Origin of the sequence: Streptomyces liliifuscus, from assembly GCF_016598615.1 — a bacterium.
Taxonomy (GTDB): Bacteria; Actinomycetota; Actinomycetes; order Streptomycetales; family Streptomycetaceae; genus Streptomyces; species Streptomyces liliifuscus.
Genome location: NZ_CP066831.1, coordinates 10,841,336 through 10,858,926, shown reverse-complemented (window position 1 = coordinate 10,858,926; position 17,591 = coordinate 10,841,336). Strand labels below are relative to the sequence as shown.

General features: G+C 68.4%; 9 protein-coding genes. 2 read left to right on the top strand and 7 right to left on the bottom strand.

The genetic code is table 11. The annotated features are described in order from the left end of the window. The first annotated feature begins 6 nt into the window (after positions 1 to 6). Positions 7 to 810 (top strand): alpha/beta fold hydrolase, encoded by an 804-nt coding sequence (locus JEQ17_RS47275; RefSeq protein ID WP_200401109.1) that lies wholly within the window; start codon positions 7 to 9, stop codon positions 808 to 810. A gap of 93 nt (positions 811 to 903) precedes the next feature. Here the strand turns inward: JEQ17_RS47275 and JEQ17_RS47270 are convergent, their stop codons facing one another. From JEQ17_RS47270 to leuA, 7 genes are all read right to left on the bottom strand, one after another. Further along, on the bottom strand, positions 904 to 2,013 hold the full coding sequence (locus JEQ17_RS47270; RefSeq protein WP_325176321.1) for a branched-chain amino acid aminotransferase: 1,110 nt from the start codon (positions 2,011 to 2,013) through the stop codon (positions 904 to 906). Positions 2,014 to 2,041: 28 nt separating this feature from the next. Next, a complete protein-coding gene (locus tag JEQ17_RS47265; protein WP_267924826.1) occupies positions 2,042 to 3,022 on the bottom strand; it encodes a helix-turn-helix domain-containing protein in 981 nt (326 codons plus the stop codon). 174 nt (positions 3,023 to 3,196) lie between these two features. Continuing rightward, entirely contained in the window at positions 3,197 to 4,045 is an 849-nt protein-coding gene (locus JEQ17_RS47260) for a hypothetical protein (RefSeq protein ID WP_200401106.1), read from the bottom strand. A 13-nt stretch (positions 4,046 to 4,058) separates the two neighbouring features. Next, positions 4,059 to 5,540, bottom strand: coding sequence for an alpha/beta hydrolase (locus tag JEQ17_RS47255; RefSeq protein WP_200401105.1), 1,482 nt, complete (start codon positions 5,538 to 5,540; stop codon positions 4,059 to 4,061). Between the two features lie 5 nt (positions 5,541 to 5,545). Further along, positions 5,546 to 9,757, bottom strand: coding sequence for a non-ribosomal peptide synthetase (locus JEQ17_RS47250; protein ID WP_200401104.1), 4,212 nt, complete (start codon positions 9,755 to 9,757; stop codon positions 5,546 to 5,548). Positions 9,758 to 9,765: 8 nt separating this feature from the next. Next, a complete protein-coding gene (locus JEQ17_RS47245; protein ID WP_200401103.1) occupies positions 9,766 to 14,307 on the bottom strand; it encodes a non-ribosomal peptide synthetase in 4,542 nt (1,513 codons plus the stop codon). 2 nt (positions 14,308 to 14,309) lie between these two features. Beyond that, complete coding sequence (gene leuA, locus JEQ17_RS47240) at positions 14,310 to 15,983, bottom strand: 2-isopropylmalate synthase (protein ID WP_200401102.1); 1,674 nt, start codon at positions 15,981 to 15,983, stop codon at positions 14,310 to 14,312. Positions 15,984 to 16,650: 667 nt separating this feature from the next. On the opposite strand from leuA, the gene JEQ17_RS47235 reads away from it, so the two are divergent. Continuing rightward, entirely contained in the window at positions 16,651 to 17,532 is an 882-nt protein-coding gene (locus JEQ17_RS47235) for a methyltransferase (protein WP_200401101.1), read from the top strand. The last annotated feature ends 59 nt before the right edge of the window (positions 17,533 to 17,591 follow it).

Sequence of the window (17,591 nt, the reverse complement as noted above, 5' to 3'; positions counted from 1 at the left end):
GGACACATGCCTGTCGCCGAGATCAACGGCATCCGTATGAACTACGAGACGTCCGGTCGGGGAGAACCGGTGGTTCTGGTGATGGGAACGGGTGCGAGAGGGCGCACCTGGCATCTGCACCAGGTTCCCGCCCTCCTGGCGGCGGGCTTCTCCACCGTCACCTTCGACAACCGTGGGGTGTCCCCCACGTCGGCCGGCGGTCCTGACTGGACCATCGACGACATGGTCCGGGACACCGTGGCCCTCATGACACACCTGAACCTCGCTCCTTGCCGCATGGTCGGTTTCTCTCTCGGCTCGTACGTGGTGCAGGAGTTGGCGCTGGCGTATCCGGAGCACGTCCGACAGATCGCCCTCATCGCCGCTCGCGGACGGAGCGACGGATTCCATCGGGCGATCACCCGGGCGGAGATCAACCTCGTCGAGCGGGGTGTGGAGATCGGCGAAGAGTTCTACGGTGCCGTGGATACGATGCGGCTGGTCTCGCCGCGTACCTTCCGTGACGAGCGGCAGATCGCGATGTGGCTGGAGTCGTTCCAAATGGCGCGCGCCGGCGATCCGTCCGCGGTGCTGCCTCAGTTGAGGACCGAGATCATGCCCAACCGCCTTGCCGCGTATCACGGCATGGACGTGCCCTGTCTGGTCATCGGCTTCGAGGACGACATCGTCTCGCCCGCGCACCTGGGCCGTGAGGTGGCGGACAGCATTCGCGGAGCGCGGTACGTCGAGATCGAACGGTGCGGTCACCTCGGTTACCTGGAGTCGCCGGACGAAGTGAACAAGCATCTCGTGGAGTTCTTTCGGGGCTGACCGGCGGGCCCGCCCCGCCGGAGCCGGGCGCCTTGGCAGTCCTGCTCGGGCCTTGGGGGCACCGGAGTGGTGCCCCCAAGGCCCAGCCGACGCTCAGGTGACCCGGTGCATCCATCCGTGCCGCTCGGGCAGCGAGCCGTGCCGTACTGCTGCCAGGAGTTCCGCCACCCGCCGGGTCACCGGCCCCGCGTTGCCGTCGGCCACATCCCACCGTGTCTCCGCCGAACGCACGGTTCCCACGGGGGTCACCCCTGCCGCTGTGCCGCAGGCGAAGACCTCGGTGATCTCGCCCGAGGCACACAACTCCTGCCAGTCGTCGATCGCGAGGGGTACCTCCTCCACCGGCAGCCCGTGCTCCGGGAGCAGCGTCAGCAGTGCGTCGCGTGTGACACCTGGCAGGAGCGTGCCGGTCAACGGAGGCGTGGTCAGCCGGGTCCCGGCGCCGCGCCCGTGAACGAAGAACAGGTTCATGCCGCCCATCTCCTCCACCCAGCGCCGTTCGATGGAATCCAGCCACACGACCTGGTGGCAACCGTGCTCCGCGGCCTCGACCTGGGCGGCGAACGCCCCGGCATAGTTGCCCGGGATCTTCACATCGCCGGTTCCGCCCCGGGCGGCCCGGGCGAATCGGGTGCTCACCCAGACCGTCACCGGGTTGAGGTCGTCGTTGAAGAAGCCCTCGGTGACGAAAGCCATGAGCAGGAAGCGGTATTCATAGGCCGGGCGCAGCGCCAGGACGGCCTCCTCGGCGTAGAGGACCGGACGTAGGTAGAGGCTGTGCCCGGTCTGGTCGGGCACCCAGGCCCGATCGGCCCGCACCAGTTCCTCGAGCGACCGCACGAACATACCGGTGTCCATCTCGGGCATGACGAGCCGTCGCGCGGACCGCTGGAACCGCCGGGCATGGGCGTGCGGCCGGAATACGCCGACCGAGCCGTCGTGCAGTCGGTGGGCCTTGAGCCCCTCGAAGACGATCTGTCCGTAGTGCAGCGCGGCCGTCGCGGGGTCCATCTCCAGTGGCCCGTACGGAGAGAGGCGGAGGTCGTGCCAGCCCTGCCCCTTCGCCCAGCGCCCCGAGACCATGTGCTCGGTGAGTACCCGCCCAAAGCCGGGCGCCGTCATACGCTTCTCTCTCTCCGCAGGGCTCAGCGGTGTGCTGGTCCTGGAGATGCGGAATGCGGTGGCGTCGGTGGTTGTCGGCACGGTGTCCTCCCCTTCCATGGGTTTGTTCCTACGCTGTACGCCTCCTGCCGCCGGGTGCTCCGCGGCCGGCGTGACCGCGGTGCATCGAGCGGAGGGCCAGTTCAAGTTCCACGATGTCCAGTTCCCGGTCGTCATTGAAGGCGACGAGGGACGAGCCGCGGCTTCCACACTCCAGGCCGCCCGCCATGGCCTCCTCGAAGTTCGCCTGGTCGGTCTGCCGACCTCGCCTGGCAGGGAGGAGGAGCAGGGAGAGCTGTCCACCCGTGGCGGCAAAGTAGCGCGTGACCTTGCCGGAACAAGTTGCCTCACTGCTCTCGGCGACCACCACGCAAGGTCGGTCCTTCCGCTCGGCGAGGGCCTGGCAGAGGTGGACGAACGCGTCGGCACCGGTGCTTCCGACGACGGCCCGGAAGCACACCTCACGGTTCTCCCCGATCGAGAAGATCAGCAGGCCCGGCCGATCGTCCTGGTATCGGACGTGGTGCGCGGGCCGAAAGGGCCGCAGCGACTCGATCCATACGTACTGGACGGTCGCGCCCTCGCGGGCCACTGCTTGGACGGTGCTGAGGGTCCCGGTCGGCCAGGTGCCCTCCGATTCCGCCTCCTGGATACGAGTCAACGGACTGACCAGCGGCATTCCGATCCTGTCCAGTACCCGGCCGACGCTCACGGGGGACAGATTCACGCCGAATTCCCCCTCGATGAGCCGCCGCACGCTCTTGCGGGTCCGTAATACGGGTCCTTCGGGGGCACCCTTCGTCAAGTCCTCGACGACCAATGACCGGAGCCGGTGGAGCTGCGGCGTCCCCAGGTTGGCGCGTGGTCCCGGGGTGCGTTTGGTGCGCAGCGCTTCGGCCCCGGACCTGCGGTAGACCTGCCACCAACCGAAGACCGTCGATCTGCCGAATCCGCTGCGTGCGACGACCTCCTCCAGGGATTCTCCCGATTCGATCATGCGGCATATCTTCAGCCGCTCCTCAAAGGTTGCTCTGCGTCCCAGTCTCGACATGGAGTCAGCCTTGCCCGAACGGGTGATCGAAGTACATACGCATTCCAGCAAAGTTCCAAATGATCCCGCAGGGCTTGAAGGAGGCATGCAAAACGACTCCGCTTAGGTGCGCGACGAAACCGCCTTCGAGGCTCGGAGGAAAAGGACCGTGGCTTCCCGGAATCTGCCAGGAGTTCACCGGCCCGACCGAGAGTTCGGCCAGTGAGAAGGAGGTGGTGAGCGTGCCGCCGGGCAGGACGATCGCCTCGGCACGCTCGCGTACAAGATGGATACCGTCTGCTCGACCGTTGACATCGGGCAGGTCAAGCTCTTGCCGGCCGGGCCTCTGTCGCCGAGGAGCAGCAGGTCGTGGCCGTTCACTCGGCCGCGGACGAGGGTGAAGTGATCGCCCGCCAGACAGACGTCCACGGCCGGCCGATCGCCCTCGGCGAGAGCGCGAGCATGCGTTTCGTTCCTTGGCCACAGCAACAGTTCGCCGACCGGATAATCCAGCCGGGAGAGAAAGCGGAATAGCGGAACCGTGCCGATGTCGCCGTCGGCGCGGCACCCTCCGAAGAAGGGGCTGAACCACTCGGTGGACATGGTTGACGCGGACACACTTCTTATCGGTAGATCTTCGAGTTCGCGCGTGTCCATTGTCCGATGGCCCTGTTCACCACGGCTGCCCCCGGCCAGTACTCCGCTTTCCCGGCGGAATTCCCGGATACCCACCGCGCGTGCCGCGGCACGGTCGACGCTCACCCCACCTCCACCTGCTCCGATCATCAAGGTGAGAGGCAATCCACCGTTCACACATACGTCCAGCACAGGGAGCGGGTCGACCGCGACGAGCGGTGTCCGGGCCGGCACCGAGCGGAAGAGGGCCTCGTGGCGAGTCCGACCGTGCAGGCTGTCCAGCCTCCGCGCCGTCAAGGGGCTTCCCGCGCCGGTGAAGTACCACGCGGCGTCATCGAAACGCTCCCGGAAGAACCGGGCATAGGCCTCGCTCAGCGTCCCCTTGATGCCCGAACGGCCGACCATCACGGACGTCCCCCTGTCAGCCGGGAAGCGGAATCGAGCACGAAGCGCCCGGTGCGGGCAGCCTCGTGCGAGTCAGGTAGTCGAACACGGCCTTGTCCACGCAGTCGCTCCGACCGAGGGCCATGTGCCCGTGTCCCCGTACACCGAGGAGCCGGGCGTTGCCCGTGTCGTCGGCGATCTTGTGCGCCCAGGCGCGCGGCACGTACGGGTCGTGGGTGTTGCTCACCACGAGCAGGGGCGTCGGGCCCCGGTGCTGCCAGGAGCCTCGGTGGTGCGCGGTGTCCACCGGCCACAGGCCGCACTTGACCTGTGCGTAGCCGCCGAAGCGGCCGATCCGCGGGGCCACACGGACCGCGGCCCGGACGTGCCGGTCGTGCACCGAGAGATCCGGCGGCGTCTCCTGGTCCAGACAGGTGTTGCCCAGATAACCCGCAAGCACGTCGTTCTCCCCGGTCGGCAGGTCCCGTGTGGGGAGCTGCTGCATGCTCAGATCCCTGAGCCGGTCGGCGAACGCGGGCCATGAGGCCGGCTCGGCGAGCGCCTGGTACGCCTCTCCCATGAGCACCCCTCCGGTCACCAGGTCGTGCCGACCGGGGTGCTCAACAAGGTTGCCGTCCAACTGCCGAACCAGCGCGTCGAATGCGGCCTCGGGGTCACCCGCTCCGAATCCGCAGGACGCGGTGGAACGTCGGCACCAGGAGAAGAACGTTTCCAGGCCCGCCTCGGCCGCGGCGAACATCTCCCGGTCCAGCCGCAGCGGATCCCGGACGGAGCGGTCGGCGGGCTGCACACCGTCCAGAGCCATCGCGCGCACCCGGCCGGGGAACATGGCCGCGTAGTACTGACCGAGCAGCGTGCCGTACGACAGGCCCAGAAAGGTCAGCCGACTGTCGCCCACGGCCCGACGCAACAGGTCGAGGTCGCGCGCCGCCTCGGTCGTCCCGAGCCGTGGCAACAGCGCCTCGCTCCGTTGGACACACAGGTCGTTGAGCGCCTTCGCCTGTCGCACGAACTGGTCACGCGCGCCGGAGTGGTCGGCGACCAGAGGCTTCTCGATCTCCCTGTCCTGCTCATAGGTTGAGCAGCGCATGGCCGGTCGGCTCGTTCCAGTACCGCGTTGGTCGATGCCGACGATGTCGAACCGCTGGTTGAGGCTGCTGAACAGGGTCGGCCCCGCAGACCGGACGAAGGAAACACCGCTGACCACGCCCGTGCTGACGAAGAGTGTGCCGGCCCGGTGCGCGCGGTCCCGCGCGGGCATTCGGATCAAACCGACGGTCAGGGTGTCGCCGCGGGGCTCTTCGTGGTCGACGGGCACCTTGGCCTGAGCGCACTCGAAGCGCTCGTGACACGGTATCCAGCTCAGGACGGGCACCGGCGCGGCCGCCCGGTCGGCCCGAGCGGTCGGGGCAGCGACCGCGGGACCGGTCAGGGCTCCGGCGCCGAGCAGGGTCGCGACAGCGAGCGTGGCAATGGTTCTGATACGGCTGCACTTCACGTAGGTCACTCCCAGGGCGTTGTCTGCGACGACAGTTGGGTGGCGTACCGCCGCAGGAGGGCCTCGTCGACCCCGCGGGCGGGCAGTGCGGTGAAGGCGTCCTGGGGCAGGACGCCCCAGTCCGCGATGGACTGTGGGGAGTGTTCGGCGGGGCTCTCCTCGGCCAGGGCGCGCAACAACTCGTGCTCCAGAGGGAACCGTTCGGCGAGGGTGGTCTCCCACTCCTCGCCGGAAACCGCCGCCACGGTGCGGCCCTCGGACCGGATGAGCTCGATCAACCCGTCCAGGAAGACCGGTTGTTGGGCGGTCACGGTGAACAGCCCGCCCTCCTCCTCGGCCAGGGCTGTCGATGCGATCAGGCGCGCCGCCTCGTCGACCGGCACCCACTCCTCGATGCCGAGGGGCGGGGCGGCTCCCGTCTCCAGGACGAGCTGGAGCAGCCGGACCGCGAGGTCGCGGTGGTTCCACATACCCCGGCGGGTGTCCCCGGTCAGGCGCGGCAGCCGGATGATTCCTGCCGGAACCCCGGCCTCCCTGGCCGCGTCGACCAGCCGCTCCGCCCGCCACTTGGTGAGTCCGTAACCGACGTGCGAGCGGACCAACTCGTCCTTCGGGTCTCCGGTGGAGACGTAGTGCAGCGGAGTGAGCCGTCCTGCCGTGGCGAGCCGGAGCAGCTCACGGGTGCCACCGATGTTCACCGGTGCCAGTTGGTCGTACGAGGCAAGCATGTCGACCCGTGCCCCGGCATGCACGATCAGGCCGAGCCGGGCACCGAGCCGCTCGAAGTCCTCGGCGGTCAGGTCCAGACGGGGACGGCCGAGGTCTCCCGGGACCGGGTGCAGCCGGTCGGTCGGAACGGACAGCCCATAACGGCGCAGGTTCTCCTCCAGGCGTTTGCGGGCATCGTCCTCGGACCCGGCTCGGACGAGACAGTGGATCCTGCCCGGGGCACGCGCCAGCAGTTCGGTCAGGAGGAAGGCGCCGAGAAAGCCCGTGGCGCCCGTGAGGAGGACGTCACCGCTTCGGGTGGTGGCACGGGCCGGCAACCGCTCCGGCAGATCCAGACGTTCGTCCTGTGCCGACCAGGACGTGTCGTCGTCCGGGACCCGGCCGTCGAGCGTCGCCGCGAGCGCGGCGACGGTGGAGTGCCGCACCAACTCGCGCAGTTCCACCGGACGACCGAGTTCCTCCCTGAGCCGGAAAGCGATCTTCACCAGATCCAGGGAGCCACCGCCGAGTTCCCGGAAGTCGTCGTGCGCGCCGACCCGCTCGATGCCGAGGATCTCCCGCCAAACCCGGGCGACGAGTTCCTCGGTCCCGCCGCGGGGCGCGGTGTACCGGGTCGACCGCTGTGCCGCCGTGCCGGCCGAGGCCAGGATCCGGGACCGGTCTGCCTTGCCGTTGGGCAGCGTGGGCAGGCTGTCCAGCCAGTGCCAGGCCGAGGGGATCATGTGGTCCGGCAGGGTCCGGGCGAGCGCCGCCCGCAGCGCGGCGACGTCCGGCCGCTCGCCGTCCGCCACCAGGTGGACGTGCAGACGCCCTTCGCTTACGGACACAAGGGCGTGGGCGATCCCGTCCAGTTCCATCAGCGTGTGCTCGATCTCGCCGGGCTCCACACGCATGCCGTTCAGCTTGACCTGGTGATCGGCGCGGCCGAGGAAGTCGAGGACGCCGTCGGCCCGCCAACGAGCGAGGTCGCCCGTCCGGTAGAGCCGCTGCCCGGGTTCGTACGGGTGGACGGGGAACCGCTGCCCGGTCAGTTCGGGCCTGCGGAGGTAGCCGCGGGCGAGCTGCACCCCGCCGATGCAGAGCTCGCCGGTCGCACCGATGGGCACCGGTTCCATCCGGTGGTCGAGAACGTGGAGTTCGGTGTTGTGCACCGGTCGGCCGATGGGCAGCAACGCGTCGGTGACCGGCCGGCGGACTCGATGAGCACAGACGTCGATGGACGCCTCTGTGGGGCCGTAGAGGTTGTACAGCTCCGCCTCGCAGAGCTCGGTCAGTCGCCGCGCCACCGGGGAGGGCAGGACCTCCCCGCTGCACACGACCAGGCGCAGCGAACGCAGTTGTCCGGCATCGGCGACCCGCACGAACTCGGCGAGCAGGGACGGCACGAAATGGGTGACGGTGATGTTCCGCCGTTCGATGGTCCTGGCGAGCTGGACGGGGTCCTGGTGGGCGTGCGGCGCCGCCAGGACGAGCCGCGCCCCGGTGATCAGCGGCCAGAACAGCTCCCAGGCGGAGACGTCGAAGTCGAGCGGTGTCTTGTGCAGGACGCTGTCCTCGGCTCGGAGCCGGTGCGATTCCTGCATGCCCGCGAGCCGGTTGACCAGTCCGCGGTGTTCGATCAGGACGCCTTTGGGATGCCCGGTGGAACCCGAGGTGTAGAGGCAGTACGCGAGGGAGTCCGCGCCGGCCCGGGGCAGTCTCGTACGGACGGCAGTGTCGACCGGATCGGCAACGGCATCCCCGATGAGTCCCAGAGCGACGAGGTCGATGTCGATGCCCGTCGGGGCATCAGCTCCGGAGCACCCGACGACGGCCGTGGGCCTGGCGTCCTCGATCATGAACTCCAGCCGCGCCCGCGGCAGTTCCGGTCGGAGCGGCAGGTAGGCGGCTCCCGCCCGCAGCACGCCCAGCAACGCTGTGACGAGTTCCGGACCGCGGGGCAGACACACCCCCACCAGATCGCCGGCTTTCACGCCGTGGTCCACCAGTGCCCCTGCCACGAGGTCGGCTCGCCGAGTCAGTTGACGGTATGTCAGTTCCCTTCCGGTGGCGTCGTCGACAACCGCGACCCGGTCCGGATGTGCCACCGCCGTCTGCTCCACCAGGTCGTGCACGGTCCGCGACGGGACGTCCAACGTGGGCCCGGTCGTCCAGCGGCGCAGCAGGGCACGCTCCGCGGGATCCGCGAGCGTGATCCGGCCGAGCGGTCGTTCCGGGTCCTCCGCGATCTGATCGAGGACCTTGGCGTAGTGGCCGAGGAGCCGCTGGACGGCTGCCGGGTCGAACCGCCTCGGGTCGAAGGAGGCGAAGATCCGCAGTCGGTCCTGGGGGACGACGGAGATTGTGAGCGCGTAGTTGGTGATCTCGGTGTTCCGGCCCTGGACGAGGTCGACGTCCGGAATGATGCGCTCGTCCGGGAAGGGCGCCGAGACGGGATAGTTCTCGTAGATGCACAGGGTGTCGAAGAGGGCTGTGCCCGGGGGGAGTTCAGTCTCCTTCCCTATGTCGTACAGCGATGTGTGTTCATACGGTTCACGGTCCAGTTGACCGCTCTGTAGCTTGCGGACGAGTTCCGCGGCGGTCATGCCCGGGCGCGTCCTGGCCCGCACAGGGACGGTGTTGATGAAGAGGCCGACCATCTCCTCGACCCGGGGCAGTGACGGAGGGCGGCCGGAGACGGTGGTGCCGAAGACGATGTCGTCACGGTCGGTGTACCGGCTCAGCACCACCGCCCAGGCGGCCTGCACGAGGACGCCGGGGGTCACCCGGATCCGTCGCGCGGTCTTGCGTAGCCGCTCTTCGGTCCTCTGTTCGAGGACGTGGGTGCACTCGGCGACCGGCTCCTGTGTCCCGGGATCACCGGTCGGAAGACTCAGGGGCACGGGTGCGTCGAACCCGTCCAGATAGGACCTCCAGTGCGCGTGGGCGGCACCGGTGTCCTGGTCCGCCAGCCATGCGATGTAGTCCCGATACGGTGGCGGTTCGGGCAGTTCCGCGCCGGGATCGAGGTAGAGCGGACCGAGTTCGTTGATCAGCCGGCCGATGCTCCAGCCGTCGAGCAGCAGATGATGGAAGGTCCATACGGACTCCCAGGTGCTCTCGCCCAGCCGGATCAGTGACAGCCGGCACAGCGGAGCCGTCTCCGGCACGATGCCGCGGGCGCGGTCCGTACGGCAGTACAGCTCCAGCTGCTCGTCCCGTTCGGCCTCGGGCATCCCGCGCCAGTCCTGTTCGGTGACCGGCAGCGCGGCCGAGGCCAGCACGGCCTGAAGCGGCTCTCCGCCTTCGCCGCTCGCCACGAAGGTCCGCAGTACGGCATGGCGGTCCACGACGCGCTGCCAGGCCGAGCGGTACCGCCGGACGTCCAGCGGTCCTTCGGCGCGCCAGCGGATCTGCTGCACATACCGTGCTCCCTCGGAGTCGGCCAGGGTCTCGAAGAGCAGACCCTGCTGGAGAGCAGACAGTGGATAGAGGTCCTCGAGAGGCATGCGGGCTCCTACTTCCCGAGGCGGTCGAGGAGGCGGTCCAGAGAACTCTGGCTGACCTTGGCGAGCGGGAAGTCCGACGTCGTCGCACCGTGGTGCGCCGGGTGCAGGCAGTGCTCGACCAGCGCACGCAGCCGTACGGAGACCTCGTCCGCCAGCGCGCTCACCGTCTCTGCGCGGTAGTGGGCGGTCGAGTAGACGACGTTCACCTCGAGCCGGTCCTCGACCACCTTCACAGGTATGTCGAGCAGATGGGCCCGGTGGTTGTCGGGGTGCCAGGCCGTGCCGGTGGGCTCGGGCACGGCGGTGAAGGGCTGGTCGGTGCCGGCACCGGGAGCCATCAGACTGCCGAGGAAGTTGAACGCGAGCGACGGTCCGTGTCCCGCGGGCAACGGCTCGGGGTGCAGGAACCTCAGCATGCCGTAGCTCATTCCGTGCTGGGGAACCGCTCGCAACTGCTCCTTGACGGACTTGATGACGGCCCCCAGGTCACTGGTGTCCTCCGGTAGGACCACCCGCATCGGGTAGAGGGCGGTGAACCAGCCGACGGTCCGCGACAGATCGATGTCGTCGGTGAAGGGATGACGGCCGTTGTTCTCCATGCTGACCAGGAGTTCTCGTGTCCCGCCCAGAGCATGGGCTGCCAGTGCCACCGCCGTCAGGACGAGTTCGTCCGGACGGGTGCGGTAGGCGGCCGAGGTGTCCTTCAGCAGCGACCGCGTCACATCGGGCGGCAGCACGGTCCGCACGGCGGCACTACCCCCCACCGTGGCCCGATCGGCCGTGGAGTGGTCGACCGGGAGCGGCGGGAGTGGTGCTCCGGCCAGAGTCCGCTCCCAGTACAAACGGCTCTCCTCGACCTCCGGGTCCCGCACGTGGTCCCGCACATGGTCGAGCCACTTCTTGTAGCTCGATGTCTTCGAGGGCAGAGACACCGACTGGTCCGCTGCCGTCTGCAGGTAGGCCGTGCCCAGGTCCTGCACCAGCAGTGGCCAGGACACCGCGTCCACGGCCAGGTGGTGGATGACGAGCAGCAGCCGCCAGGGCCTGCCGTCCCGGGTGACCAGCTCGGCCCGGAACACCGGTCCCGACTCCAGGTCCAGGGAACCCTGGGCCACGTCGGCGAGCGCCGCCAACTCCTCGTCCCCGGCCGCCGCGCTGATGCGTACGACCTGGGACGGATCCGCCGCCTCCGCGCCGGCCAGCCACATCCCGCCCGTGCGCCGGGCCCTCGCCCGCAGTGCGTCGTGATGCATCAGCAGGCCCTGGACCGCCTGTTGGAGTGCGGCGACGTCCAGGTCGTCGGGGACGCTCAGCATCACCGCCTGGTTGAACTGGTCGGGCCGCGGCAGGTCCTGGGCCACGAACCACGACTGGATCGGTCCCGGCCGCAGAGCGCCGGTGACCAGACCCTGCTCCTCGGTCGTCGGATCGATCACGCTGACCTGAGGAGCGAGTTCGGCGATGGTGGGATGCCTGAAGATCTGACGCGGAGTCAGTGACGCGTTGTCCTCCCGGAGTCGGGCCACGATCTGGATGGCGTGGATGGAGTCGCCGCCAAGTTCCAGGAAGTTGTCGTGGACGCCGACCCGGGGCACGTCGAGCACCTCCTCCCACGTCCGGGCCAGCGCTGCCTCGAGTTCGGAGCGAGGAGCCGCGTAGTCGCCCGCGGGCTGGGAGATCTCGGGGTCCGGCAGTGCGGCCCGGTCGACCTTGCCGTTGTCGGTCAGCGGCAGTCGATCCAGGTGGACGAACGCGGACGGGATCATGTAGCCCGGCAGCGAGACGCCCAGGTGGTCGCGGAGTGCCGACGCCGTCAGAGGGGCACCGCCCTCGGTGGTGTAGTAGCCGATCAGACGCGCGTGGGTCTCGTCCCGGCGTGGGACAACCACGGCGGCGGCCACGTCCGGATGGGTGAGCAGGACGCTCTCGGTCTCGCTCGGCTCCACCCGGAAGCCACGGATCTTGACCTGGTGGTCGATTCGTCCGACGAAGTCGAGGGTGGCGTCGGGCAGCCAGCGCACGGCGTCACCGCTGTGGTACAGCCGGGCTCCGGGCCGGTCGTCGAAACGGTTCGTCCGGAAGGCGCGTACGGTCAGGTCCGGACGGTTGAGATAGCCACGGGCGAGACCGTCGCCCGCGATGCACAGTTCGCCCGGAGCGCCGTCCGGTGTGAGATCACCATGGCGGTCCAGCAAGTAGACCTGCGTGCCGCCGATAGGACGTCCTATCGGAACCGACTGCGCGTCCGGCGGCAGCTCGCGGGGAACCGACTGCATCGCGGTGAAGCTCGTCGACTCCGTCGGCCCGTATCCGTTGAAGACCTCCAGTTCGGAGAAGTGCGTCAGCAGTTTGCGGACATGCGGTACCGACATTGCCTCTCCGCCGACCATCAGCTGCCGCAGCGGTGCGAGCGCCGTGGGGTCCGTGTCGATGAGGCTGTTGGTCAGCGCGGTCGCCAGGACGGCCGTGGTCACACCGTGCTGCTTCACCACCCGGCCGAGCTCTGCCACGCTCGGCGTCTCCGGCGGGTACACCACGATCGTCGCGCCGTTCAGCAGGGTCGTCCACACCTCGACAGTGGAGGCGTCGAAGTTCGCCGGAGCCAGCTGTAGCATCCGGCAGCCGGGATCCAGCCGCACTCCGGTCATTCCACGGGCGAGCCGTACGATCGGCCGGTGTTCGACCAGGACTCCTTTGGGGCGGCCCGTGGAGCCCGAGGTGTAGAGGCAGTACGCTGCCGCGCCGGCGTCCACCTTCGGCAGCGGCACCTTCTCCTCGCTGGCGACGAGGTGGTCGAGTTCCACGAACTCGACCCAGTCGACGCCGAAGAGTTCTCCGACACCGGAGCGACCGATCACAGCCGCGGGCCGGGCGTCGTCGACCATCAGGTCCAGGCGGGCCTTGGGGAACTCCGGCTCCAGCGGCACGTATGCGGCACCGGCTTTCAGCACGGCGAGCAGGGCCACCACCAGGTCGGTGCCTCGGTTGAGCGAGACCCCGACCAGGTCGCCGACCCGGACACCGCGTTCGATCAGCACCCCGGCGAGAAGGTCGGCCCGGTGTACCAGCTCCCGGTAGGTGAGTTCGCCACCGCCGTCGGCGATGACGGCGGGCTGCTCGGGGCGGCTCGCGGCGATCTCGTCGATCAGCGTGTGCACCGGCTCCTCGGACAGGTCGAGGGCGGGTCCTCGACCTCGCGCCAGCAGTTCGGCGCGCTGATCCGCAGACACCTGCCACAACTCACGCAACGGCCGCTCCGGGCGGGCCGCCAGTTCCCCCATGACGTGGGCCATGTAGCGCACCATGCGTTCCACCACCGCGGTGCGGATCCGGCGCGCGTCGAAGAGGAAGTCCAGCTTGAGCCGCTCTCCGGGGACGAGGATGACCGACAGCGGGTAGTTGGTGACACTGCCGACCGCCCGCAGGTCCACGCGGCTCTCCGGGCCCAGCAGGCCGGACGCCACCTCCTCCTTGGCGAGCTTCCTGACGTCCGGATAGTTCTCGTAGACGCACAGTGTGGTGAACAGAGGGGCCCCGGACGGGACTTCGGACTGGCTCTGGATGTCGTTGAGCGGGGTGTGTTCGTACGGCTCGCGGTTGAACTGCTCGGCCTGAAGGGTGCGGATCAGGTCGGCGGCGGGCATCTCCGGGTGCGTCTTGGCCCGTACCGGGACGGTGTTGATGAAGAGGCCGACCATGTCCTCGACCCGGGGCAGGGCGGGCGGCCGACCGGAGACGGTGGTGCCGAAGACGATGTCGTCACGGTCGGTGTACCGGCCGAGCACCACCGCCCAGGCCGCCTGGGCGATGGCGTTGGGCGTCACCCCGAGGCGCCTCGCGGTGTCGTGCAGCCGGGCGGTCGTGGTGGAGTCCAGCAGGTGGGTGCACTCGCCGAGCGCGCCGGCCTCCGCATCGCCGGCCGGGAGATCGATACGGACCGGTGCGGTGAACCCCGCCAGGTATCCCTTCCAGTGGGAGCGAGCCGCGTCGTGGTCGCGGCTCGCGAGCCAGGCGATGTAGTCGCGGTACGGCGTTGGCGACTGGAGGGCGTGGTCCGGGTCGGTGTGCAGGGCGCTCAGCTCGTTGACGATCTTCGCGACACTCCACCCGTCGAGCAGCAGATGATGGAAGGTCCATACGGACTCCCAGGCGGTGTCGCCCAGTTGGATCAGGGAGAGCCGGGTCACCGGGGCGCGTTCCAGGTCGAAGCCCTGGAGCCGGTCGTTCTGGCAGTAGCGCTCCAGTCGGATCTCCTGCTGGTCGGCGGGCATACCGCGCCAGTCGAGCCGGGTGACGGGCAACTCGGCGGACCGGAGGACTGCCTGGAGCGGCTGTCCGTCGTCGCCGTGGGTGATGAAGGTCCGCAGGATCGCGTGACGGTCCACCAGACGCTGCCAGGTCCGCTGGTAACTCGACACGTCCAGGCTGCCCTCTATGCGGAACCGGCAGTGCTCGACGTACATTCCGGGCTCGGCGGCGGCCTCGAAGAGCAGGCCCTGCTGGAGCGGCGACAGTGGGTAGAGGTCCTCGAGAGACATCTCAACGGACATGCCTAGTTCCTCCGAGACGCACGGTTGACGGCCGACAGGACGGCTTTGAAAGTTGCGGTCGTGGTGTCGAGGTCCACTGCGACGCCCCAGCTGGGACGCCCGTCCACGGAGCACTCGGCGTAGCAGGCCGCACGCGCGGCGGCACCGGAGCCGATGAGGTGCTCCGCGTGATCGAGCAGCTGGAGCTCGACGCCGAGGGAGCCCAGGGCGTCGGCGAACGCGGCAGCCGGGCTGATGCCGCGGCCCTCGGCCCGGCGCAGCGCTCCGTCGACCCGGAGTTCGGCGGTGATCGCCTCGTCGCCCTGTTGTTTCGCGGGTTGGTGGCCGAGCAGCGAGAAGCGGCCCGGGACCTGGACGTACTCCCGGCGGAACAGGGCGAGCATCTCCCCCGGCATCACCTCGCCCCCGGCGTTGTCGGTCCGCTCCTGGACGACCCTGGAGAACGCGATCTGTAGCCGCCTGGGCAGCTCGAAGCCGTGCTCGTGCTTCATGACGTGGGCCACGCCACCCTTGCCCGACTGCGAGTTCACCCGGATCACGGCCTCGTAGGTGCGGCCGACGTCCTTGGGGTCGATGGGCAGATACGGGACCTCCCACGGGAACTCGTCCACTGGTACGCCCTGTTCGGCGGCCTCTGCCTCCAGGGCCGTGAGCCCCTTGTGGATGGCGTCCTGATGGGAGCCGCTGAAGGCGGTGTACACGAGGTCGCCGCCGTAGGGGTGCCGCGGGTGGACGGGAAGCAGGTTGCAGTGCTCGACCGTGCTGCGGATCTCGTCGATGTCGCCGAAGTCGATCCGCGGGTCGATGCCCTGGGAGAACAGGTTCAGGCCCAGGGTGACCAGACAGACGTTGCCGGTGCGCTCTCCATTGCCGAACAGGCAGCCCTCCACTCGGTCGGCGCCCGCCATGCAGCCCAGCTCGGCCGCGGCGACGGCGGTTCCGCGGTCGTTGTGCGGATGCAGGCTGAGCACGGTCGCGCCGCGGTGGCCGAGGTGACGGTGCATCCACTCGATCTGGTCGGCGTAGACGTTCGGCGTCGCCATCTCCACGGTGGCGGGCAGATTGAGGATCACCTCGTGGTCGGGGGTCGGCTGCCAGACGTCGCAGACGGCGTCGCAGACCTCGACAGCGAACTCCAGTTCGGTGCCGGTGAACGACTCCGGCGAGTACTCGAAGTACACGTCGGTGTCGAGGCGGTCGGCGAGCTTCAGACACAGCTCGGCACCCTGGACGGCGAGGGCTTTGACGCCGCCCCTGCCCTCCCGGAAGACGACGCGCCGCTGTAGCGGGCTGGTGGAGTTGTAGAGGTGGACGACGGCCTGGCGGGCGCCGTGGATCGCCTCGAAGGTCCGCTCGATGAGCTCGGCGCGAGCCTGGGTCAGTACCTGGATCCGTACGTCATCGGGAATGAGGCCCTCTTCGATGAGCTCACGCACGAAGCCGAAATCCGTCTGCGACGCGGAGGGGAAACCGACCTCGATCTCCTTGTATCCCATACCGACCAGGAGCTCGAACATCCGGTGCTTGCGCCGGGAGTCCATGGGATCGATCAGTGCCTGATTTCCGTCGCGCAGGTCCACCGCGCACCAGCGGGGTGCCTTGGTGATGCTCTGGGTGGGCCAACGGCGTTCGGGCAGATCGACCGGGCGGAAAGGCCGGTAGCGCTCGTAGGGCATGCGGAAATGTGATTGCTGAACTTCCATTTGCTGTCCCCGTTGATTATCTGCGCAGCGCTCAGCTGTGCTCGGCAGCACTTATCGGGCCGGCTGCGGCCGCTGGATCGACGACCGCCGACGATTGGTCGATTGAGGCCCGCGATTGCATGTACACAACAGGTCTCACCCATCCGGCCGGACAGCCTCGACCGCCGATGCCGGATGGATCAATTCCATTTGACCACCTCCTGGAATCGAATAACGCGAATATAAAACGGCTGCACTGCGCAGTGTCAAGACTTCTTCGTCTTTCACCTATTTCTGGACCGACCCTGCGCCCTGACCTGCCGATTCACAGAGCAGGCCGCTCGATTTACGCGATAGACGAATCGCGTTTCCCGGGTTCTCAGATCGGTATCCGTAATTCCACATTCCAGATCCAGACGATCGTTGACAGCCCATACACGGCCGCTTTACCTTGAGGTCTTATCGAGATCACTACAAGATTTCCACATCCGAGGAAATCTCAACGGGGAGGTAAACAGTGGTTCATGAACCAATTCTGAGCGTCGACGCAGTCTCGCCACCTGCGGCTTTCGGCGACGCGTCGGGCGTAGCGGCACTGGGAGCGTTTCTCGAAATCGGGGACAGGCTGGGGGTGCTTCCGTATCTCGAACGCGGTGATGTCGTGAACGCGACGAAACTCGCCGATGATGTCGACCTGCCGGTCAAGGGCGTCCAGGATCTGCTGGAGGCGTACGAGGCTGCCGCGATCGTCACGCGTGTACCCGGCGAGGACGGCTCGTTCCGAGCCGTGTCCGATCTCGAGTGGCTCTGCTACCAGGCCGGCTACGTCTCCTGGGCCATGAACGCCAATCGCCCGTTCGTCGAGAACCCGCGGGAGTTCCTGGAGAATCCGGAGACAGCCCGCCGGACCCATCTGCGTGACATGCGCGAAGTGGCGGTCAGCTCTCAGTGGATGGGTTCCAAGGCCTTCTACCCTGCGCTGCTCTCCACCGTCTTCGAGGCCAGGCCGCGCCGGATCGTCGACCTGGGGGCCGGCACCGCGCGGATGCTCATCGAGGTACTCCAGGCCTTTCCCGAGACCACCGGCGTAGCCCTGGACATGGCCCACGACGCCTGCACGGCCGCCGTGGAGGCGTCCAAGTTCGCCGGTGTGGACGATCGGCTGACGGTCGTCGAGGCCCCCATCCAGTCCCTCGCCGACGACCCCACCGTGCTGGAGGGCGCGCAGGTCATCACCGCAGGGTTCGTCTTCCACGACATGATGCCCGAGGAGGAGGAGACCGCCGACCGGATTCTGCGCAACTGCCGTAGCGCCATGGGCTCCGACGGCTTCCTGGCCATCACCGAGGCCGTGCCGTACGCGGCGATGGGCTGGGAGCGGCGGTTCAGTGCCCTGGTCACCTACATGCATCAGCAGTTCATGGGGCGACGGCTGCTGACGGAGTCTCAGTGGCGCGACAAGTTCCTCGCGGCTGGATTCTCCGAGGTCGTCTGCATACGGCAGCCGTTCCCGACCGGCCGCCTCTTCGTCGTGCGGCCCTAGCGACTCCGGCGAGGGCCGTGCCGGCCCTCGCCCTCTTCCAGGTACTCCCACTCACTGAG

Excerpts from the sequence above, each read along its gene's own strand:
- JEQ17_RS47265 (WP_267924826.1), bottom strand. The coding sequence starts at position 3,022 with ATGTCGAGACTGGGACGCAGAGCAACCTTTGAGGAGCGGCTGAAGATA.
- JEQ17_RS47245 (WP_200401103.1), bottom strand. The coding sequence starts at position 14,307 with ATGTCCGTTGAGATGTCTCTCGAGGACCTCTACCCACTGTCGCCGCTC.
- JEQ17_RS47275 (WP_200401109.1), top strand. The coding sequence starts at position 7 with ATGCCTGTCGCCGAGATCAACGGCATCCGTATGAACTACGAGACGTCC.
- JEQ17_RS47250 (WP_200401104.1), bottom strand. The coding sequence starts at position 9,757 with ATGCCTCTCGAGGACCTCTATCCACTGTCTGCTCTCCAGCAGGGTCTG.
- leuA (WP_200401102.1), bottom strand. The coding sequence starts at position 15,983 with ATGCCCTACGAGCGCTACCGGCCTTTCCGCCCGGTCGATCTGCCCGAA.